13 protein-coding genes are annotated in these 23,054 nt (G+C 43.3%); 7 read left to right on the top strand and 6 right to left on the bottom strand.

Annotation, left to right across the window (positions count from 1 at the left end):
- Positions 1-13 precede the first annotated feature (13 nt).
- The gene (locus AB5217_RS07075) at positions 14-1,225 is read left to right on the top strand and encodes an aminotransferase class V-fold PLP-dependent enzyme (protein ID WP_008776065.1); all 1,212 of its coding nucleotides are present in this window, start codon (positions 14-16) and stop codon (positions 1,223-1,225) included.
- A 377-nt stretch (positions 1,226-1,602) separates the two neighbouring features.
- On the opposite strand, the gene AB5217_RS07070 is transcribed toward AB5217_RS07075, so the two are convergent.
- Both AB5217_RS07070 and AB5217_RS07065 read right to left on the bottom strand, forming a co-directional pair.
- Positions 1,603-3,792 carry an alpha-galactosidase gene (locus AB5217_RS07070; protein WP_368112670.1) on the bottom strand — a complete coding sequence of 730 codons (2,190 nt, stop codon included), beginning with the start codon at positions 3,790-3,792 and terminating at the stop codon, positions 1,603-1,605.
- Between the two features lie 83 nt (positions 3,793-3,875).
- A complete protein-coding gene (locus AB5217_RS07065; RefSeq protein WP_032842873.1) occupies positions 3,876-6,245 on the bottom strand; it encodes a TonB-dependent receptor in 2,370 nt (789 codons plus the stop codon).
- Between the two features lie 242 nt (positions 6,246-6,487).
- On the opposite strand from AB5217_RS07065, the gene AB5217_RS07060 reads away from it, so the two are divergent.
- The 4 genes from AB5217_RS07060 to AB5217_RS07045 all read left to right on the top strand — a co-directional run bounded on the left by AB5217_RS07060 (position 6,488) and on the right by AB5217_RS07045 (position 14,411).
- A complete protein-coding gene (locus AB5217_RS07060) occupies positions 6,488-9,316 on the top strand; it encodes a two-component regulator propeller domain-containing protein (RefSeq protein ID WP_032842874.1) in 2,829 nt (942 codons plus the stop codon).
- A gap of 476 nt (positions 9,317-9,792) precedes the next feature.
- Positions 9,793-11,997 carry a sodium-translocating pyrophosphatase gene (locus tag AB5217_RS07055; protein ID WP_118161317.1) on the top strand — a complete coding sequence of 735 codons (2,205 nt, stop codon included), beginning with the start codon at positions 9,793-9,795 and terminating at the stop codon, positions 11,995-11,997.
- A gap of 89 nt (positions 11,998-12,086) precedes the next feature.
- The gene (locus AB5217_RS07050) at positions 12,087-12,689 is read left to right on the top strand and encodes a ribonuclease HII (protein WP_004298244.1); all 603 of its coding nucleotides are present in this window, start codon (positions 12,087-12,089) and stop codon (positions 12,687-12,689) included.
- Between the two features lie 180 nt (positions 12,690-12,869).
- Complete coding sequence (locus AB5217_RS07045) at positions 12,870-14,411, top strand: DUF5723 family protein (RefSeq protein WP_004324373.1); 1,542 nt, start codon at positions 12,870-12,872, stop codon at positions 14,409-14,411.
- A 127-nt stretch (positions 14,412-14,538) separates the two neighbouring features.
- Here AB5217_RS07045 and AB5217_RS07040 read toward each other — a convergent pair whose 3' ends face one another.
- Entirely contained in the window at positions 14,539-15,468 is a 930-nt protein-coding gene (locus AB5217_RS07040; RefSeq protein ID WP_008776058.1) for a magnesium transporter CorA family protein, read from the bottom strand.
- A gap of 230 nt (positions 15,469-15,698) precedes the next feature.
- Complete coding sequence (locus AB5217_RS07035) at positions 15,699-18,149, bottom strand: TlpA family protein disulfide reductase (protein ID WP_032854562.1); 2,451 nt, start codon at positions 18,147-18,149, stop codon at positions 15,699-15,701.
- A gap of 172 nt (positions 18,150-18,321) precedes the next feature.
- Between AB5217_RS07035 and gpmI the strand changes: the two genes are divergently transcribed.
- Positions 18,322-19,836, top strand: coding sequence for a 2,3-bisphosphoglycerate-independent phosphoglycerate mutase (gene gpmI, locus AB5217_RS07030; protein WP_032842877.1), 1,515 nt, complete (start codon positions 18,322-18,324; stop codon positions 19,834-19,836).
- Positions 19,837-19,902: 66 nt separating this feature from the next.
- Entirely contained in the window at positions 19,903-20,484 is a 582-nt protein-coding gene (locus tag AB5217_RS07025) for a DUF3109 family protein (protein ID WP_032842878.1), read from the top strand.
- Here the strand turns inward: AB5217_RS07025 and AB5217_RS07020 are convergent.
- Both AB5217_RS07020 and gyrB read right to left on the bottom strand, forming a co-directional pair.
- Positions 20,481-20,690 (bottom strand): hypothetical protein, encoded by a 210-nt coding sequence (locus AB5217_RS07020; protein ID WP_004298238.1) that lies wholly within the window; start codon positions 20,688-20,690, stop codon positions 20,481-20,483. The genes AB5217_RS07025 and AB5217_RS07020 overlap by 4 nt on opposite strands.
- A 211-nt stretch (positions 20,691-20,901) precedes the next feature.
- Entirely contained in the window at positions 20,902-22,860 is a 1,959-nt protein-coding gene (gyrB, locus tag AB5217_RS07015) for a DNA topoisomerase (ATP-hydrolyzing) subunit B (RefSeq protein ID WP_004298236.1), read from the bottom strand.
- Positions 22,861-23,054: the final 194 nt, after the last annotated feature.

Below are 23,054 nucleotides of genomic sequence, written 5' to 3'. Positions count from 1 at the left end.
AAAAATAATGAACGTGGATATTCAAAAGATACGTGAAGATTTTCCGATATTGAGCCGTACGGTTTACGGTAAACCTTTGGTTTATTTCGACAACGGTGCGACAACACAGAAACCCCGTCTGGTGGTTGATGCGTTGGTGGATGAATATTATTCCGTCAATGCCAATGTGCATCGCGGCGTACATTATCTTTCCCAGCAAGCTACGGAACTGCATGAAGCTTCCCGTGAAACGGTACGTGAGTTTATCAATGCCCATAGCACGAATGAAGTTGTCTTTACACGCGGAACAACAGAAAGTATCAACCTGCTTGTTTCCAGCTTCGGCGACGAGTTTATGGAAGAAGGGGATGAAGTGATTGTTTCCGTGATGGAACATCATAGCAACATCGTTCCCTGGCAACTGTTGGCTGCCCGTAAAGGAATTGCCATAAAAGTAATCCCGATGAATGATAAAGGTGAACTTCTGCTGGATGAATATGAAAAACTATTTTCCGAACGTACGAAAATAGTCAGCGTAGTTCATGTATCGAACGTACTGGGTACAGTGAATCCGGTGAAGGAGATGATCGCAACAGCTCATGCGCATGGTGTGCCTTGCCTGATAGATGCTGCACAGTCTATTCCTCACATGAAAGTGGATGTACAGGAGTTGGATGCCGATTTTCTGGTATTCTCCGCCCATAAGATATATGGCCCGACAGGTGTCGGAGTGCTTTACGGAAAAGAAGAATGGTTAGATCGCCTTCCACCTTATCAGGGAGGAGGAGAGATGATTCAGCATGTCTCTTTCGAGAAGACCACTTTTAATGAACTTCCTTTCAAGTTTGAAGCCGGTACGCCCGACTATATCGGAACTACCGGACTGGCAAAAGCCCTTGATTATGTGAACGGACATGGCATTGAACAGATAGCCGCCCATGAGCATGAACTGACAACTTACGCTTTGCAACGTCTGAAAGAAATCCCCCATATACGTATATTTGGTGAAGCAGCCGAACGGGGAGCGGTCATTTCTTTCCTGGTGGGAGATATCCATCATTTCGACCTCGGCACGTTGCTGGATCGTCTAGGTATTGCCGTGAGAACAGGGCATCATTGTGCACAACCTCTCATGCAACGTCTTGGCATAGAAGGAACTGTACGTGCTTCGTTTGCCATGTACAATACCAAATCGGAAATAGACACTTTGGTGGCAGGAATTGAACGTGTCAGCAAGATGTTTTAAAGATATGAGCTGCTATTCCTGTGGAGTAGCGGCTTTTTTTATTCTTTAACTAAAAAAAGAGGGCCTCGAGTGCAGTGATTTGAGCTTTCGTGCGTCTAATAGGTAAAGAAACAAAATGTTCATTGAATATCAGGAGGGTCGTGAGACCATGCTTATATTATATAAATTCTCTCTCTTTAACATTAATGCAGCTATATCGTAAAAAGTTACGGTGTAGCTGCAACTTTTTTAGAGACTTCCTCTGTCTAATAGAATAGTTGTAACCATTGAAACAGCTGTTGCGATTGAAGATGAATTGAATATTATTGTATGTAAAAAGAAAGGGGAAACGCTGATAACAGCGAATCCCCCTTTTTTATCGATTATTTCCTTCCTTTTTATTCAGCAGTCAGCTCAATTACGCGGCTGAAAGCCTGATTTGTTGTGAAAGCATTGATTCCCACTTTCATCAGATAATCTCCTGAATAAGTTTTCTCATTGGCAGCCAGATTCGATTTGGAATTCGGCATCAGGTTGATTTCTTTCACCTTATACATTTTCTTCGCATCCAGTCCCTGAAGTTTTACCGGGAGCAGTTTCTCACCGAAACGTGGGTGGATATCGTAGGTATAAAGCACAGCTTTGTTCTTATCCGGTGAGGCATACATGAGAGACATGTGATTGCCATCGTAGGGAGAAACCAATCTGTATTGATCGCCGTCCAGAATCACTTTTTTCAGACGCGTCCAGTTGGCAACTGCATTCTGGCAGTAAGTCTGTTCGTCTGCATTCAGTTCCTTCAGTCCAAGGTCAAAGCCCAGTTTGCACATACTTGCCACATCCGTACGGAACTTCACGCTTGTGTTCTTGTTCCAGCTGGTTACGTGTGCACACATGGCTTTTGCCGGGAAGATTTGTGAGAATCCCCACTGGATAAACAGACGTTCTATCGGGTCTGTGTTGTCGCTGCACCAGAATTCTGTGTAATATTTCAGAGCTTCGTAGTCGCAACGGGCGCCACCGCCGGAGCAGAGCATCATTGGCACGTTTGGATATTTGTCTTTGATACGTTTCAATACATTGTATATACCACGTACATGGTCGATATAAAGCTGTCCCTGTTTATTTTTTAAATATGGAGAATAAACATTTGTAATTGGAGAGTTACAGTCCCATTTAAAGAAAGCCACTTCCGGATTCTCTGTCAGGATCTTATCCACTACACCATATACAAAGTCCTGTACTTTCGGATTGCTAAGATCGAGTACCAGCTGATTACGGTAATAATATGTTTCGCGGTTAGGCGGTTGGATAGCCCAGTCGGGATGTTTTTCGAACAACTCACTTTTAGGGTTAACCATTTCCGGTTCAATCCAGATACCAAATTTCACTCCGGCTTCTTTGGCAGACTGTACAAGGGCAGGAATACCGCCCGGCAGTTTGGATCTCATCACTTCCCAGTCACCCAGTCCGGCATTGTCACTGTTGCGTGGGTGCTTGTTGCCAAACCAGCCGTCATCCAGCAGGAACATATCTACACCAAGATGTTTAGCTTCCTTCATCAGTTCGGCAAGCAGTTCCTCATTGAATTTGAAGTAAGTATTTTCCCAGTTGTTTAATAAAGTCATACGGTCGCCTTGTCCGTCTTTCAGCTGATAGTTGCGTGCCCATGCGTGAAGGTTGCGGCTGGCTTCGCCCGTACCGTTGTTGCTGAAAGTAAAGATGAATTCAGGAGTTGTAAACACTTCATTCGGCTTCAGTTCATAATCAGATGCATAAGGATTGATGGCGGGGATTACACGGAGGTTACCTACGTTGTCCACTTCGAAAGTGAACTGGAAGTTTCCTGTCCATCCGATAGTACCTAGCATGGCACGTCCCTGCGCTTCCTGTGCCGGTTGTTCAAAACCAAGCTCAAAGAACGGGTGGGTGTGCATGGCAGCACGGCTTCCCAGTTTGGTGTCGATCACCTTTTTACCGAACAACAGAGGTTGTGTGCTCATTTGTGCTTCTTTTGCCCAATCGCTGCTGAATTCTGTCAGGTAATATTCGTTTCCGGAGAAATAAAGCATGGTGGAAGCATAACGCCATAAGGTCACAGGCTTCTTTTCAGCATGTTTGATTTCGCTCCACGTCTTGATGACGTTTTCTTTCGGATAAGCGATGTAATGTAGTGTGACTTCTACCGGATACTGATTATCTTTTAGTTGAATGATCGTTTCCGTTCCGCCCGCCACTGCCTTCTGCTCGGAGGATATATAGCGGAGAATCGTACTTGGGTTTCCATCATTGTGCGTGATAGCTACAGCCGGTTCAAAATAATCTTCGGCGCCGGAGCCCGGATATACTTCCCATCCTCGGGTGGATACGCTACCGTCACTTCCTCCTTTTACGTAAGGAGAAAAGTTGTTGATGTCTTTCTCGTTCAGTAACTTATCGCCCAGATAAGCCTGATAGAGTCGTCCGTTAGGAGCTACTTGGAGAATTAAGTCTGTGTTGTCCGTTGCGATGCGGATAACGTTCTTTTCCTGGGCGTCCACTTGCGCCAGGGTAAACAATGCCATAAGTAATACGAAAAGTTTCTTCATGGTTTTTTTAATAATTAATTAGGTATTAGTTAGTTTGTGGGCATAGAATGCCGCAAAGATAATTATAATTCGTCAGGAATGAACTAGAATTTAATGCTTGCGCTAAATTCTACGGTAAATGGGCGTAAATAATTTCCACTCATATAGTTGCCGGCATACTGGGCAGCTTCTTCTTTGGTAATCAGTTCCGAACCGTTGATGGTTCCGCTGGCCCCCTTCTGATTCAGGAAGTTGATGACTGTTGCCCCTAAAGAAAGATGCTTGTTTACATTCCAGTTGATCCCCCCGAAAGTTTCCCAGCGACCGTTGAAATAGAGGGCTTCCTGGAGATTGGCGTAAGTCTTGCCGAAATAGCGGAAACTAAGCCAAAGGCGTAAGTCCTTCGTGATATTATAGCTTGGGTCGAGTTCGACAAGAATCTGCGGAATCTCTTTTACAATCATCCCATTGGCGTTGACAGACATTTCCGAACCATCGTTGAATGTGACGCTTGCGTTATAGTTCTTGTAAACAGGTTTCTGATACGTGAACAGAGCGTGCAGGTGAAAACCTTTGAACGGGTCGATTTCGGCAGATGTGGTCCATCCCAGTGTTTTGATATTATAAATAAGCAATACGGTCTTTCCTTCTTCCGTTCCCGGTTTCGTCAGGTTTTGCTGGTCAATATTATTAGATTTAGAGATATAGGTAACCATAGAGGTGAGGTTGATCCACTTGTTCTTGTAGAACAAACCGCCACGGATTAACGGTATGGTGACACGTTTGTATTGCTCTTCCGTAGGACCTGTTCCGGCATATTCGTTGATACGTGGGAAGCGGGTGGCTACTGTTCCGTCGGCAGTCAGGCCGAATTGCCCGGTTACGTTGTAAGTGGCGCGGAGCGTGGCGGCATAGTTCAGTTTATCCTTTACCACTTTGGCGGGATGAATGCTGCGTTGTGTGGCAATGATATTTCCTGTTTCTTCCTCTTTGCTATAAGTGGTAAAGTCGCCGATGCGGAAACCCGGGAAACGGGAAGCGGATATTTGATCGGCACTCATCCGGTAATATTCCAGGCGTCCGCCATAATAGATATTGAATTGGGGAGTTACTTGCCAGTTGTCTGTAAAGTAAAGGGCGAGTTTGTTCTCATATCCCTTTGTATATTCGGGACTAAGTTCGTTGTACCCGTATGTCTGTACGCGCTGACTGGTCAGAGTAGGGTCCAGGGAACTTGTAGTTGTGGAAGTCAGCAACTGTGGATAGTTCTGTACGGTGGCCATCCATTGCAGAGAAGAGGAATAATAATCAAGATGGTAATACCATTCGTTCACTCCCAGACGCAGATCATGGTTGCCAAAGGTCTTGTTTAGCTCGGAAGTGATTAGGAAGTTTTTCACTTTGCCTACGTGCAACCAGGTGCGGCGACCTTCTGCCAGTCCCTCATACGGATCACCGTTTGATAGCGTAAAACCATCGTTGGCGGTTACTTCGCTGATGGTGCTGCCTCCGAAGTCGACATAGTTGGCACGTGGAGCATCCATATATTTCAGATTGAATTTCCATAGCAGATCGTTCCTGAAACGATAATCGGAGATCAATGCAATCTCATTGGCACGGTTTTCAGAACCATCGCCCAAATTCCATGTTTTCATCTTTCCGTCTCTTACGTCCATGTATGGGAAAGAACCGTTCTGCGGAACATAAGAATTTGTTCCCAGTTTGAAACCGTCTATCTCTTTAACCGAGCCGTCGCCGACATAGATAAAAGGAGCTGCATTGGCATAGCTGGCCGGATTTTCACTGCGGGAGTGTTTGTAGAGCAAAGATATTTTGCCGCGTCCGTTGTTGAAGAGACGGGTCAGGCCGGCATGATAAATCTCTGTGCGGTCTGCATAGTTCGTAAATTCCAGGTCGAAACTTCCCGGGTCGAAGTTCTGGTAAATGCTTGCCGTGTAAAGCCATTGGTCATTGATGGCTCCTGAAACATTGAAGTCGAAGTTCTGCATACCGAAATGATTGGTGCGGTAGTTTAATATACCTTGGAAATCCTTTTGTCCCAGTTTGCTGAATGAGTTGACGGAGTAAGCAATATTACCGGTCGTGATGGCCGATTCGGAAGGAGATAAAAGTCCTACTTCTCCCAGGCTGCTGTCGCTACGCCAATGAGCGGCAAGTTTGTGAACGGTAGAGGAATATACGGCAGGAAGTCCATTCTCATAGACATTAACGTCCTCGCTGGGAAGGCCGATTTGAATTTCGCGGGGTTTGTTGGCGTCAGAAGCATTCAGCATCACATTGCGTTCGCCTTCTTCTGATTCTTTTTTAGTAGAGTTGGCAGGAATCGTATCCTGCTTCATTTCGGTTCGGTTCGTCTTTTTCTTGTTCACCTGAATGTTCGCTGCATTCCCGTTGGAAGGAATCAGTTGCAACAGGGTTGCTAGAGTAAGGCAACTAAAGGTTACTTTTTTCATCACTTGTATTCATTTAAAGATTTGGAAGTTCACATCGGTTGTGTCATTTTGACGAAGGCAAAGATAGGAGGAGGAGAAACAAGTGGCTATACTCTTTTTTGTCAAGATGTGCAAGAGATGTTTCAAGTGTGCGATAGCCCTTTGCAGTGCGACATTTATTGCCATCCGTGCAACAAATGTTTCATCCTTCCTATGCATTTAGCGTAAAAAAAACTATATTTGTCGCTATCTAATATCTGTGTATGAAAAGGAAATTGCTGCTTTTTCTCCTTTCTATTTGTTTTTTCCTTCCGGATTTTGCCGCGACGGGACAGTATAACTTTATCCGTGTAGATGGAGGAAGCGGTCTTTCGAACAGTCATGTCAAGTCCATTATTCAAGATAGTTACGGTTTTATCTGGCTGGGTACGCGCAACGGTCTTAATCGTTATGACGGCGTGTCGATGAAGCTTTATAATTGCTATGACGAAACTTTGCAGTATGGCAATCAGGTCATATCCGCTCTTTTTGAGGATAATCACCGTCAATTATGGGTAGGTACGGATGATGGTGTTTATATTCAGGAGCTTGCTACCGGGAAGTTTTCGTTCTTTGATGCCCGCACAGAGAGCGGAGAGCAAATCAGATACAACTGGATTGAAGATATTCTGGCAGATCATTCAGGAAATATCTGGGTGAATGCACCGAATCAGGGAGTTTTCCGCTATCAGGTGGAGACGGGTAAACTGTTCCGCTATATTCCCTGTCCCAGTAAGGATAAAAGCAAGGACTTTCCGCAGTCTATCTGTGTAGATAAAGAAGGTACGGTCTGGGTGGGTACGTATGGAGCGGGAATTTACCGTTACAGTCCGGAGCAGGATAAGTTTGTGCCCTATGCAACAGAAGCCCTTAAAGGGGATTTCATCTTTACTCTGTGCGATTATGGCGATGAACTGATTGTCGGAGTGCATGAAGAGGAACTGAAACGGTTCAATAAAAAGACTGGAGAAGTGAGTATATTCCCTGCGCCCGAAGTACATCGAAAAATTATCCGCTACGCTGTTTGCTTCGGAGACGAGCTGTGGGTGGGTACGCAGAATGGCGTTTATGTGATTAATGAGAAACACAACAGTGTGCAACATATTCCTGCCGATGCCGGAGGGAAGTATGGGCTTGGAGATGCTATCGTCGATAAGATTTATCGTGATCGTGAAGGGGGAACCTGGATCTGTACGCAATTTGGAGGAGCCAGCTATCTGCCTGTACGTACGCTCGATTTTTCGGTTTATCTTCCGGGAACGCCCGGTACAGTCAGCGGACGACGCATCAGTGAATTGGCGGAAGGAAAAGACGGAGTGGTGTGGGTTAGTACACAGGATGGCGGTGTTTGCTACTGGAATCCGGGAACACAGACTTTCACTAAAATTCCCCAGTCGCCTGACCGTCAGAATGTATTAAGCCTGTTCGCTTCGGATGATTTGGTTGGCGCAGGTTACTTTAAAGGGGGCATTGACCTGATTGTTCCTCAAGATCAGGTTCAGACGTTCTATCCCGCACAACTTGGTATCAGTGAAGGTTCCGTGTTTGCCCTTTACCGCGATCGTGGGGGAGCAATCTGGTTGGGTGATGGCTGGAACATCTTCCGTTCGGCCGACAAAGGACAGACTTTTGAGAAAATGGAGCAATTCGGGTATGCTTATATGCGTGATATTCTCGAAGATAAATCCGGCAATATATGGGTGGCAACGATGGGCAGTGGAATATTCCGGTATCATCCGCAGACAGATCAGATGGTCAGCTATAAATGTATACCGGGGGACAGCACTTCTATCGGAACAAATGAAGTGACAGGTATTTCGGAGGATAGTAAAGGCTTTATCTGGTTTTCTACAGACCGGGGCGGATTGTTGCGTTTTAACCCCGAAACCGGAAGATTCCGGACATACACCAAAGCGGACGGGCTTCCGGACAACGTAACATATAAAGTCGTGGAAGACCGGCAACATCGTATCTGGTTCGGAACAGACCGTGGGCTGGTTTGTCTTTATCCGGAAACAGACAGCCTGCAAGTTTTCAACCGAAATGACGGGTTACCTGATAACCAGTTTAACTATAAATCGGCCTTGGCTGCCTCTGATGGTACTATTTGGATGGGAACTATCAATGGATTGGTCTCTTTTAATCCACAAATTGTCCATCCGAATACTTTTGTGCCTCCAGTCTATATCACCGGAATGTACGTGCAGGGACGTGAAACTCCTTTCACGGCGGATGGTGTGCAACTGCCTTACCGTTCTAACGTCAGCTTTGATTTTGTAGCTTTAAGTTATACCTCACCGGGTGCAAATCGCTATGCCTACAAAATGGAAGGGATAGATAATGACTGGAATTATACATCTGATGTGCATACAGCGTCTTATGCCCAGCTCCCGCCGGGAGACTACCTGTTCCGTGTGCGGGGCAGTAATAATAATGGTGTCTGGAATCAGGAAGAAGCTACTTTATCAGTGCGTATTCTTCCACCTTGGTGGCGTACAGTGTGGGCTTACCTTATCTATATCATTGTAGTGTCCGGCAGCTTTGTCTTGACTCTTCGCGCCTATCGCCGCCGGGAAGTACAAAAGATCCGTGAGCAGCAATTATTGGCAGAACTGGCGCGTGAGCGTGAATCCCATCGTACGCATGAGATGTTTATTAATCAGATCACTTACGGAGCTTGTACTCCGCAAGGGGGTGCGATGTCACGGGCTGATGAACAACTGATGTCCCAACTGATAGCCAAAGTGCGTGAGAATCTTTCCGACGCCAATTATAATGTGGAAGCATTGGCTGCAGCCATGAATATGTCCCGCTCCAGCCTGCATCGTAAGATTAAGGCGCTGACCGATCTTTCTTCACTCGACTTTATCCGTATCATCCGATTAAAACGTGCGGCAGAACTATTGCAGGAGGGAGAATTGCGCATCAACGAAATCTCTGACAGAGTAGGTTTCCAGTCGCCTTCTTACTTCGCAAAGATATTTCAGAAGCAATTCGGAGTTACTCCTACAGAGTTTGCCCAACAAAATAAGCAGAGAATGGCAGAGGATTAGTAACTATGGGCTATTATTCGTTATTTTATCATGGGGTGGTGAACAGGTTTTAGCTCCTTTCGGTACTGGAATGAACTAATCTTAGTTCTTCTAAGATTTAATTGGTAATATGCGATGATTTAATATTCATCATATATAGATTTATTCGTCTGACAGTTGTTGAACTTTCGTCTGGCAATTGTTGTTCTTTCGTCTGACAATTGTCAGACGAAAAAGAAACAGCTGTCAGACGAATAAATTCATGTATCATTAGCCATAACCCCATTAGGTATCAAAAATAAATCTGCACAAGCTCGAAATTAGTTCATTTCCGTATAGAAATGAGGGAATGAAGTAAATAACTACAGTGTGCCCATTTTGTTTAAAGAGATTAAAAGATAGAATAATTCAGCTTTATAAATTCTTTCTTTTTTACTTGCTTATTTCATTTGATTTCCATACTTTTAGCCTCCGTAAACCCTTTAAAAAATGATCCTATGGACAACATTCTTTTCTGGCTGGTTCCAGTCGCTTCCGTGTTAGCCCTCTGCTTTGCTTATTACTTTCATAAGCAAATGATGAAAGAGAGCGAAGGTACACCCCAAATGATAAAGATAGCTGCTGCTGTGCGCAAAGGAGCTATGTCTTATCTGAAACAGCAATACAAAATAGTAGGCTGGGTATTCTTGGGATTGGTTATTTTGTTTTCAATTATGGCCTATGGCTTTCATGTACAGAACGCATGGGTTCCCGTTGCTTTTCTTACAGGCGGATTTTTCTCCGGGCTTTCCGGATTTTTAGGGATGAAGACGGCGACTTATGCGTCGGCTCGTACCGCTAATGCCGCCCGTAATTCTCTGAATGCAGGGTTGAGGATTGCTTTCCGAAGCGGCGCGGTGATGGGATTAGTTGTAGTTGGCCTGGGATTGCTCGATATATCTTTCTGGTATCTGTTGTTGAATGCAGTGATTCCTGCTGATGCGCTGACACCTACTCATAAACTCTGTGTGATTACTACTACCATGCTGACTTTCGGTATGGGTGCTTCTACGCAAGCACTCTTTGCCCGTGTAGGTGGTGGTATCTATACGAAGGCAGCCGATGTTGGAGCCGACTTGGTAGGTAAAGTAGAAGCCGGAATTCCGGAAGATGACCCTCGTAATCCTGCTACTATTGCCGATAATGTAGGTGACAATGTAGGTGACGTGGCCGGTATGGGAGCCGATTTATATGAATCTTACTGTGGCTCGATTCTGGCAACAGCTGCACTGGGTGCTGCTGCTTTTATCCATTCGGCAGATACAGTGATGCAATTCAAGGCAGTTATTGCTCCGATGTTGATTGCAGCTGTTGGTATTATCCTTTCTATTATAGGGATATTCGCTGTCCGTACTAAAGAGAATGCGACCATGAAAGACTTGCTCGGTTCATTGGCTTTCGGCACAAACCTTAGTTCCGTGCTTATTGTTGCAGCTACATTCTTAATCCTGTGGCTTTTGCAACTAGATAACTGGACTTGGATTTCTTGTGCCGTAGTAGTCGGACTGGTAGTAGGTATTATCATCGGACGTTCTACGGAATATTATACTTCTCAATCTTATCGTCCTACCCAGAAACTAAGTGAAAGCGGTAAGACTGGCCCTGCTACTGTCATTATTTCCGGTATCGGTTTGGGTATGCTTTCTACAGCTATTCCTGTAGTTGCGGTAGTGATTGGTATCATTGCTTCCTATCTGTTGGCTTCCGCAGGTGATTTCGGTAATGTCGGCATGGGATTGTATGGTATCGGTATTGCAGCTGTTGGTATGCTTTCTACCTTAGGTATCACATTGGCAACGGATGCTTACGGTCCGATTGCGGATAATGCGGGAGGTAATGCGGAAATGTCCGGCTTGGGTGCTGAAGTTCGCAAACGTACTGATGCGCTCGATTCATTGGGTAACACAACTGCCGCCACGGGAAAAGGTTTTGCAATCGGTTCCGCTGCGCTGACAGGTCTGGCTTTGCTGGCTTCTTATATTGAAGAAATCCGAATCGGTCTGACACGTCTTGGTAATGTGGACCTGACTTTTGCAGATGGAAGTTCTATCAGCGTAGCAAATGCCACTTTTATCGACTTCATGGATTATTACGAAGTACACTTGATGAATCCGAAAGTACTTTCGGGCATGTTCCTCGGTTCAATGATGGCTTTCCTGTTTTGTGGTTTGACAATGAATGCAGTAGGGCGTGCGGCAGGACACATGGTTGACGAAGTGCGTCGCCAGTTTCGTGATATAAAGGGTATTCTGACCGGAGAAGCCGAGCCGGATTACGAACGTTGTGTTGAAATATCGACAAAGGGTGCGCAGCGTGAGATGGTTATTCCTTCCTTGATTGCTATTGTTGCTCCGATTCTTACAGGATTTATCTTTGGTGTTCCCGGCGTACTCGGTCTGCTGATTGGTGGCTTGAGCAGTGGTTTCGTGTTGGCTATCTTTATGGCTAACGCCGGAGGTGCATGGGATAACGCAAAGAAATATGTAGAAGAAGGTAACTTTGGTGGAAAAGGCGGTGAAGTGCATAAAGCAACCGTAGTAGGAGATACAGTAGGTGATCCGTTTAAAGATACCTCCGGTCCGAGCTTGAATATTTTGATAAAGCTTATGAGCATGGTCGCCATTGTGATGGCAGGACTTACGGTTGCTTGGAGTTTATTCTAAAAAAGCAGAAGAGAAATAAGAAAAAGGAGACAAAACAAGTCTCCTTTTTTAATTTGAATTACCTTTGTATCAAAATAGAAGCGATAAATATGTTATTACCTTATTTGAACGAGAATCTGATTGAGGCTGGATGTGATGAGGCCGGTCGTGGGTGTTTGGCGGGAGCGGTATATGCTGCTGCGGTTATTCTTCCGAAGGATTTTAAGAATGAACTGTTGAATGACTCCAAACAACTGACCGAAAAGCAACGTTATGCATTGCGTGAGGTAATAGAGAAAGAAGCGATAGCTTGGGCAGTTGGCATTGTGTCACCGGAAGAAATTGATGAAATAAATATCCTGCGGGCTTCTTTTCTGGCGATGCATCGTGCAGTGGATCAGTTGACCACCCGTCCCCAACATTTACTGATCGACGGTAATCGTTTCACTAAATACCCCGGTGTTCCCCATACTACAGTAGTGAAAGGAGACGGGAAATATCTTTCGATAGCAGCAGCTTCAATTTTAGCTAAAACATATCGAGACGATTATATGAACCGTCTTCACGAAGAATTTCCATATTATGACTGGGACCACAATAAAGGTTATCCAACTAAAAAACATCGTGCCGCCATTGCCGAACGTGGCACTACTCCTTACCATCGCATGACGTTCAATCTGTTGGGAGATGGCCAGTTGACTTTGAGCTTCTAAAGTCGCTTTGTTTCATTTTACACACATTTTCTACATTTTTTTGCAGAATAAGCACGATTTTGTTACGGATAACCGTGAAATTGTTCCGTTTAGGCTAAAAAAGTGTTGCTTAGTGCTTTTATTTGTTATTAAAATGCTATATCTTTGCGAACAATAATAAGAATTAAAAAGTTTAAAATCATGGCAACGAACAAGCTATTATGGTCTTCTAAGCTCATTGGGGTATTTTTTATTATGTTGGTTTGCACTCTTTCTGCAAATGCACAGTTTTTACGTACTTCCTATTTCATGGAAGGTACTCACTATCGTCAACAACTGAATCCGGCTTTAACACCGACTAAAGGTTACTTCAATCTTCCGGTGATCGGTGCTGTTAATGCAACGGTTGGTTCTACTTCGTTAGGCTATCAGGATATCATTGATATTATTGATGATGGCGATGATTTCTACACTAAACCAGATTTCATGAACCGTCTGAAAGATAATAATAAGCTGAATGTGAACTTCAGTACAGAAATTCTTTCTGCAGGATGGTATAAAGGAAAAAACTTCTGGTCATTCAATATCGGTCTTCGTACAGATATCGGTGCTAACCTGACAAAGAATATGTTTACCTTCTTGAATGAGATGGAAACTGTTGAAGAAAACTGGAGAAATAGTAACTATGATATTAGTGGTCAGCAATTGAACATTAACGCTTATACTGAAATTGGTTTAGGACTTTCACGTCAGATTAATAGCCGTTTGACAGTTGGTGCTAGAGTGAAAGCTTTATTAGGTATTGGTAACATGGAGTTGAAACTTAATAGAGTTGCAATGAGCGCTAATTTACCTAGTGATCAACAAATAAATCAGTGGTCAAGTGAGAGCTATTGGAATTCTATGACCCCTTCACAGGCAGCACAGGCAGCACAAGAATTAAAGGATAAGTTTAATAACTATCATGCAAACTTGACTGTTGGTGCCGAACTGAAAAGTTCTTTCAAAGGCTTGGAATTGCAAGAAGAAGAGGGTAAAGATTATGTAACTGACTTTGATTTCGATAGCGGTAAATTGGGTATAGCTGGGTACGGTTTTGGTATCGATTTAGGAGCTTCTTATAAAATATTGGATAATCTGACTGTATCTGCTTCTGTTCTTGACTTAGGCTTTATCTCTTGGTCAAAATCAAGTACAAAGATTGCATCTGCTAACCCAGATCCGATTGATATTAAAGGAAGCACTTATACTGGAATGATTAATGTCAATGATCCACAGACAGTTATGAATGCTGTAAATCAGTTGCAAACTGATGCTCAAGGATATATGGACCGTGTAACAAATGGTGATGTACTTGACTATGACATGTTGCAGCTTGAAGTAGGTGATGCTAAAGAATCTCGTAAATCTCGTCTTGCTTCTACCCTAGTATTAGGTGCAGAATATGGATTCTTCAATAACAAATTAGCAGTAGGTGTATTGTCAACCACTCGTTTTGTACAGCCTGATGCTCTTACAGAATTAACATTCTCTGCAAACTACCGTCCGAAAAGCTGGTTCAATGTAGCACTTAGTTACTCAGCTATCCAGTCAGCCGGTAAATCTTTCGGTCTGGGTCTGAAATTAGGTCCTCTGTTTGTCGGAACTGACTATATGTTCTTAGGCAAGAACTCTAACTCTGTGAACGGATTCGTTGGAGTTTCTATTCCGTTGGGCGGAAGAAAAGCAAGTAAAGAAGGATAAGATATTTTAATTTCTCTCTCTAAACATTCTCTTTTAATTAATTCTCTATAGAATAAAAAACGTATAATTTACAGCTTACCGTCTTAGAATCCTCTAAAGGATCACAGATGGTAAGCTGTTTTTTGTATTAGAACCATTTTATCTTCCGGAATATCACAAACGCAAGAGTTGACAATCCGATGGAAAATAGTACGATCAAAGAGAAAGCAAAGGGTACCTCTTCCAGATGAATATCCACATTCATACCATAGAAACTGGCAATCAATGTCGGGAGCATCAGGACGATGGACAGACTTGTCATGCGTTTCATGATTGTATTCACGTTATTGGAGATAATGGAGGCAAAAGCATCCATCGTTCCCGTGAGAATGTCACTGTAAATATTCACCGTGTTAAGTGCCTGTTTCAATTCGATAATCACATCTTCCACTAGTTCAGTGTCCAGATAATCCGTATCCTGGAAAATAGTCCTTAATTTTCCTATCATTACTTCATTTCCACGGATGGAAGTATTGAAGTAGACCAATGTTTTCTGCAGTCTCATCAGCCGGAGCAGGTCCTCGTTGCGGATGCTTCGTTCCAGTTCCTTTTCTGCGGCGCTGATGTCTATGTTTATCTGCTTTAGGTATTTCAGGAACCATACGGCAGAAGAATAGATGATCCGAAAAATCAGATCCAGCTTGTTGCGTACAACAATCCCTTTTCGACGGGTATGCTCTATGAAATCCGGTAGCAAATCGGTGTTGTGATAACAGACGGACACAATAATCTCGTTATTGGTGATTATTCCAATCGGTACAGTGTCGAAGGGCAGGCTGCCGTTCTGCTTGTTCTGCACAGGGATACGAAGAATGGTCAATAACCAGTTACCTTCCGTATCCGTACGCGGACGTTCGTCCGTATCGGCTATGTCATTAAGAAATGATTCGGGTACGTTGAGAGTTTGAGTTAGAAATTCAAAGTCATCATTATTTGGGCATACTACATTTACCCAGCTGTTAGGAAGCCATTGAGCTTTTTCCACAAAGCCGGCTTCACAATAAAGATACGTTCTCATCTTATTGCCTCCTTTCGTTTGTTTTACACGAGCAGAGGCATCAGGTTTCAATGACTCTGTTCGCTTTAATTAATACTAGTTGTGCACGTTCGCGGGTTTGAATCGTCCATATTTCTATGATTTTAATTTAAAAGCGATGCAAAGGTACGGAAAAATGAAGAGGGTTCCGCCCTTTGTATCGCTTTTTTTGATATTCTTTTATTTGTGCCCTTTATTTAGAGGCTCCGATCCTATTCTGCTTTTCCTTCGAAATGATTATCCAGATATTTCCTGATATTGTAACTGCTTAAACGCTCTTTGGATATGCTGCCATCTTTTTCAACAAGTTCATAGTGTGGAATACCATTGAACTGGAATAGTTGACGCAGATAATTGAACTCTGCCTCCGAAACATAATAACAGGCTTCTCCTTTTAGATTCTTCTCTATATATTTTTTGTAGTCTTTCTCGGGCGAATCTTTCTGACTTGTGATATAGATGAATTGAAACTCCGGATGATCTTTATATTTTTTGCGTAAATCGGCAGTTGCCTCTATTCCTGCACGACAAGGGCCACAAGTCGTTGCCCAGAAATCGACAAACAGAACCTTACCTGAATGATTCTTTATGATGTTGCGGAATACTTCAGTCGCTTTTCCATCAGGCAACTGATAAGATCTTGCCCTATCTTTCGGGTGTGTCTTTTCCAGCACTCGTTCAGCTTCTGATGCGAGAAACGGTTCGGTGAATATTTGTTTGATGCTATCCACATATTCATGAGCTATTTGGCTGTCTTTGATATTTCCTAAATTAAAATTAAGGCTCCGCACTTTGGCTATTTGCCAGAGCAAAGGGTTGGGAGTAGGATATAATTGTGCAATGATGGAATCTTTCTTGAAATCATATTTCTGGTTCATTTTTATAAAGATTTTATCCTTATCCTGCTGGGATTCTTCCTTTTTCTCGGAATATAATGCCACATATTCTTGTATGAGTTTTTGTTCTTTTTCATAGAGCGATGCCATCTTCTCGTTCTCTGCAATTAACTGCCTCATTATAATTTTGGCAGTAGTTCCGGCCAACTTCTCCTGTCTAAGTCTTATTGCTTCCTGCTCCTTATTTAGTTTCACACCTTTTTCTTTAAGGAAAGTCAATAGAGGTTTCTTCGGATAAGTATAATCAATGCTGTCTGATGGAGAAAAAGACTGGTCGGAATATGCTTTCCGGAACAGGTCCATATATTCGAAACGGTTGATAAATGTACTTGCGTTTGTGTTTGCAAGTACGGTTACATCATTGAGTGGCATATTTTTCAAGAAACTGTAATAGGAATCGTCTTCCTTTACTTTCAGCGCCTGATTGGTGCTATCTTGCTTTGCGTAATAATCTCTGCTCATCAAGAAATCAAAAAGCATACTTCCGGCTTGCAAATCTACCTTGTTCTTTATCAGATGAACTGCCTTGAGAGAGGGCTGATAGATTTGGCTTACAGAGTCTGCAACCTGTTTCCATTGTGCAATGATAGGCTTCATGTGCTCCTTGTATTGGTCGGGAGTTAATGTCTTTTGTGATTTCGATAAGTCCTCATAGCGATAGGTTATCAGGTTATCAAAGTCTTTCAGCAGGTAGGAGAGAGAGGCGGATGGACCCATATATGCTGTGTTCCTGATAGGGAAGTAATGATCGCGTGCACGGCTGCGTGCCATTACAGCTTCCCAGTCGATATACATGGTGAGAGTTTGTCCGGGTTCAATATAGAATGGAATCCAGTTGTGTCCTAGTACTACCGATGATTCTATCGGATGATTAATGATAAATCGACAGCTAAAACTACCGTTCGGGGCTATCTGGATGACGGTCGGATAATCTTCACGGGTCAGTTCATTTGACAGATAAATAAGACCGGTGTCAAATCCTAAACGAGGATCGTATCCGTTTATATACCCTTGCAGATAAGTTGAATCCTGGCGGAAGAATTGCTTAAAATCAGGTTCTGCAGCAACCTGTGTAATCGGAGTTCTCTCCTTGCTGTACACTAATTCTTCCGCTCCTTTCTGCTGAATCTTACACGTGCCGTCTTTTTGCGGGGTGAATGATAAAGTCATTTCCTCCTGACTCTCTCTATCTTTTAAAGTCATTTCAATCCGCTTTCCCTTTTTTCGGATATTTTCATTGATGTATATCCGGTTATTCAGAATGCTGATGGAGTCGTAAACTCCATATTCCCATGAACCGGAACCGTCTGTCTTGAACCAATTGCATTTGATGGTGGCTAGTGGAGAAGAATCTTTCTTCTTTTGCAGGACTAGCGATATGTCATAAATATTGCCTTCGGGATCAGTAGGATTGAGAAAATGAATGGTCTGTGTTTCTGACGGTAACGGCTCGAAAACCAGCACATAATCCATTGTTCCTGAATCCGGCATATAGACTTCTTTTTTGAGTTCGATACCTTCAGCACTTTTGAACAGATATTTCTTGCCGGTTGCGGCATCTTCCAGATAGGTATCTCCATCCTCCATGATCCACCAGTGCGGGCGGAAGATAGCATGAATATATACTCTTGTGTTCTCGGGAGTGCGCTCTATGCGGGTGATGTTGGAAATACTTCCTGATCGGGCTTTGAAAGGAGGATGGTCGATTGTTTGTGCGGATACTATACCCGATAACAAAAGTAAGATACAAAATAAAGTTGTTTTCATAATAATAGTTTTTCGATCAACATATTGAAAGTAATTTTACAAAGTAAGAAAAATATTCATAGCCTGGTGCACTTCTGCCCTGTAACTTAACATAGATTAAACGTTTACGTAACCATCTTTTTTGTACCTTTGCGCCCGAAAATCAGAGTGATAATTTAAATATTGAAATATTATGAGTAAGAAAGCCCTTTTAATGATCCTCGATGGTTGGGGATTAGGTGACCAAAAGAAAGATGACGTAATCTTCAACACTCCCACTCCTTACTGGGATTATCTGATGACTACTTATCCTCACTCTCAACTTCAGGCAAGCGGTGAAAACGTAGGTTTGCCCGACGGGCAGATGGGTAACTCGGAAGTAGGTCACTTGAATATCGGTGCCGGACGCGTAGTTTATCAGGATTTGGTAAAAATCAATCGTGCATGTGCTGACAATAGCATCCTGAAAAATCCTGAAGTCGTTTCTGCTTTCTCTTATGCAAAAGAAAACGGAAAGAGTGTTCACTTTATGGGGCTGACTTCTAACGGTGGCGTACACAGCTCACTCGTTCATCTCTTCAAACTTTGCGATATCGCTAAAGAATATAATATCGACAATACATTTATCCATTGCTTCATGGATGGTCGTGACACTGACCCGAAGAGTGGTAAAGGCTTTATCGAAGAACTTTCTGCACACTGTGAGAAATCAGCAGGCAAGATTGCTTCTATCATCGGCCGTTATTACGCTATGGACCGTGACAAACGTTGGGAACGTGTAAAAGAAGCTTATGACCTGCTTGTAAACGGCATAGGTGAGAAAGCTACCGATATGGTTCAGGCTATGCAGGAGTCTTATAATGCAGGTGTTACAGATGAATTCATCAAACCGATTGTGAATGCCAACTGCGACGGAACAATCAAAGAAGGTGATGTAGTTATCTTCTTCAATTACCGTAATGACCGTGCCAAAGAGTTGACTGTTGTATTGACTCAACAAGATATGCCGGAAGCAGGTATGCACACCATCCCAGGGCTGCAATATTACTGTATGACTCCGTACGATGCTTCTTTCAAGGGCGTTCATATCCTGTTCGACAAAGATAATGTATCTAATACATTAGGCGAATATCTTGCTTCTAAAGGCTTGAGCCAACTTCATATCGCTGAAACAGAAAAGTATGCGCACGTAACATTCTTCTTCAATGGTGGACGTGAAACTCCGTTTGATAAAGAAGATCGTATCCTTGTTCCTTCTCCCAAAGTGGCTACTTACGACTTGAAGCCGGAAATGAGTGCTTTCGAAGTAAAAGACAAATTGGTGGCTGCCATCAACGAGAACAAATATGATTTCATCGTAGTGAACTTCGCTAATGGTGACATGGTAGGTCATACCGGTATTTATGAAGCAATCGAGAAAGCTGTTATTGCTGTAGATGCTTGCGTGAAAGATGTAATCGAAGCTGCCAAAGCACAGGATTACGAAGCAATTATCATTGCCGATCATGGTAATGCTGACCACGCTTTGAACGAAGACGGTACTCCGAACACTGCTCACTCTTTGAACCCTGTTCCTTGTGTTTATGTAACAGAGAACAAAACTGCGAAAGTAGAAAACGGTCGTCTGGCAGATGTTGCTCCGACTATTCTCAAGATTATGGGTCTGGCTGCTCCGGCTGAAATGGACGGAAACGTTTTGATTAAGTAATTTAAATTTCTATAATTGGGAGGGCGGAGTAGAACTCCGCCCTTTTTGTCTCACATAAGGTTTAAAATGATACAAATAGGTGATGTAGTAGTGTCTCTTGATGTATTTCAGGAGAAGTTTCTTTGCGATCTGGGTGCCTGCAAGGGCGCTTGTTGCATTGAAGGTGATGCCGGTGCTCCGGTAGAGCTGGATGAGGTGATGGAGCTGGAAGAGGTTTTGCCGGTTATCTGGGACGAACTGGCTTCGGAAGCACGTGCGGTGATTGAAAAGCAAGGGGTGGTATATACGGATCAGGAAGGTGATTTGGTGACTTCTATTGTCAATAATAAGGACTGTGTGTTTACTTGTTATGATGAGAATGGTTGCTGCTATTGCGCGATCGAAAAGGCCTATCGAGAGGGAAAGACTGCCTTCTATAAACCGGTGTCCTGCCATCTTTATCCTATCCGGATTGGAGATTACGGACCTTATAAAGCGGTGAATTATAATCGTTGGGACATATGCAAAGCAGCGGTTTTGCTGGGAAAAAAAGAGAATCTTCCCGTATATCAGTTTTTGAAAGAGTCTTTAATCCGTAAGTTCGGTGAAGAATGGTACAAAGAGCTGGTCACTGTTGCCGAAGAACTGAAAAAGCAACAGTACATTTAAATTCTCTTCCGGTTCTTGCGTATGCAATATACCTGATATAGTAAAATACACAATGCGATAATAATTCCGCATGCCGGTATCATCCATACTTCCGGATGAATAATAATCAAGAAAATACAAGTGGCGATTACGCAGGAAGTCAATACAATAAGAAACAACCTGATCTTTGCAAATAACGGATTAGGAGCAGTAGTTTTCATTTTCATAGTTATGTTTTCTTTGCTTTTTATGCAAGATAGTGATTTTGTATGGAAAACGTTTCTGCTGTTAGGTTTTATTAAGAGATGGACGGTTGATCGATTTGAATATGAAAGCCCCTTTGGAGAAAAGAAAAACGCCGATCGAAGGATGTTCCTTCGCCATCGGCGTTTCCTCGTTGTAAGATGTGAGGTTGGTTTATAAAACGTAATTATTTAATTATGTATCGATATTTGCATACGTTGCATTCTCTTCAATAAACTCGCGGCGTGGCCCTACATCTTCACCCATCAACATAGAGAAGATATAATCAGCTTCTGCGGCGTTGTCAATATTTACTTGTTTCAGCATACGGTTTTCGGGGTCCATGGTTGTTTCCCACAATTGCTGGGCGTTCATTTCACCCAAACCTTTGTAGCGCTGTGTATGAATTGCATTTTCCGAACCGCCACCGTAAGTGTCAATAAACTTCTGGCGCTGTGCATCTGTCCAGCAATACTCTTCTACTTTACCTTTTTTGCAGAGGTAGAGCGGGGGAGTAGCGATGTACAAATAGCCATTCTGGATAATCTGTGGCATATAGCGGAAGAAGAATGTCATAATCAGTGTGTCGATGTGAGAACCATCGACGTCGGCATCGGTCATGATGATAATCTTATGATAGCGCAGCTTCTGTATGTTGGCTTCCTTGCTGTCTTCGTCAGTTCCGATAGTTACACCGAGAGCTGTGTAGATATTGCGGATTTCATCACTTTCCAAAGCCTTGTGATACATGGCTTTTTCCACATTCAGAATCTTACCGCGTAATGGGAGGATAGCCTGGAACATACGGTTACGTCCCTGCTTGGCAGTACCACCTGCCGAATCTCCCTCGACAAGGAATAATTCACATTTTGAAGGATCCTTATCCGAACAGTCGGCTAATTTACCCGGCAGACCACCACCCGACATCGGCGATTTGCGTTGTACCATTTCACGGGCTTTTCTTGCTGCGTGACGTGCGGTAGCCGCGAGAATCACCTTGTCTACAATCGTTTTTGCTTCCTTCGGATGTTCTTCCAGATAATATGCCAATACTTCACCCACTGCTTGGTCAACAGCACCCATCACTTCGTTGTTACCCAACTTCGTTTTAGTCTGTCCTTCAAACTGTGGTTCAGCTACTTTTACAGAAATAACGGCAGTCAAACCTTCACGGAAGTCATCTCCCGAGATTTCAACCTTCACCTTTTCCAGCATCTTGCTGTCTTCGGCGTATTTCTTCAACGTACGGGTCAGCGCACGGCGGAAACCTGCCAAGTGTGTACCACCTTCGATAGTGTTGATATTGTTAACGTATGAGTGAACGTTTTCGGAGAATCCGGTATTGTACATGATAGCCACTTCAATAGGAATTCCCTGTTTTTCCGAGTTCAGATAGATAACGTCGTTAATCAAGTGCTCGCGTGAAGACTCGATAAAACGTACAAACTCTCTCAAACCTTCTTCTGAATAAAACTGCTCACCCTTGAAGCTTCCGTCCTCGTTCACAACCCGACGGTCCGTCAGGGTGATGCGGAGACCAGCGTTCAGATAAGCCAATTCGCGCAGACGTGAAGCCAGAATCTTGTAATCGTATACCGTTTCTGTAAAGATGGTATTATCCGGCCAGAATTGTTGGCGGGTTCCAGTGATGTCGGCTGTACCGACTTCTTTTACAGAGTAAAGCGGTTTACCGATCTCATACTCCTGCTGATAGATTTTACCATCGCGGAATACTTGCGTAGTCATGTGGGTAGACAGCGCGTTTACGCAAGACATACCTACACCGTGCAAACCTCCGGATACCTTGTAAGAACCCTTGTCGAATTTACCTCCGGCATGCAGTACGGTCATGGCAACTTCCAGTGCCGACTTCTTTTCTTTCTCGTGATAGTCCACCGGAATACCGCGTCCGTTGTCCTGTACTGTGATTGAATTGTCTTCGTTGATTGTTACTTCGATGTGGTCGCAATAACCGGCCAATGCTTCGTCGATAGAGTTGTCAACGATTTCGTATACCAAATGGTGAAGTCCCTTGACGCTGATGTCACCAATGTACATCGCAGGGCGTTTTCTTACTGCTTCAAGACCTTCCAATACCTGGATGCTATCCGCAGAATAAGACCCGTTATTGGGAGTGATTTGTTCTTCGCTCATAATTGCCTTTCTAACTTTAATAACAGAGCAAATATAGTGAAAATTGTCGACTTGGCGAAGAATAATCAGTGAAAAATAAAGAATGCGGGTTGATTCTCCGCTTTCTTGATAAGTTTGATATTCAGTTGGTTATAAACAAGAAAGGCCGAACTTAAAAGTTCAGCCTGGATGCTATATAGAATTGTTAAATTCTT

Origin of the sequence: Bacteroides sp. MSSM.1001136sp1_RTP21357st2_D2_RTP21359_211015 (assembly GCF_040913205.1) — a bacterium.
Lineage (GTDB): Bacteria > Bacteroidota > Bacteroidia > Bacteroidales > Bacteroidaceae > Bacteroides > Bacteroides ovatus.
This window is presented reverse-complemented; position numbering and strand designations above follow the sequence as displayed.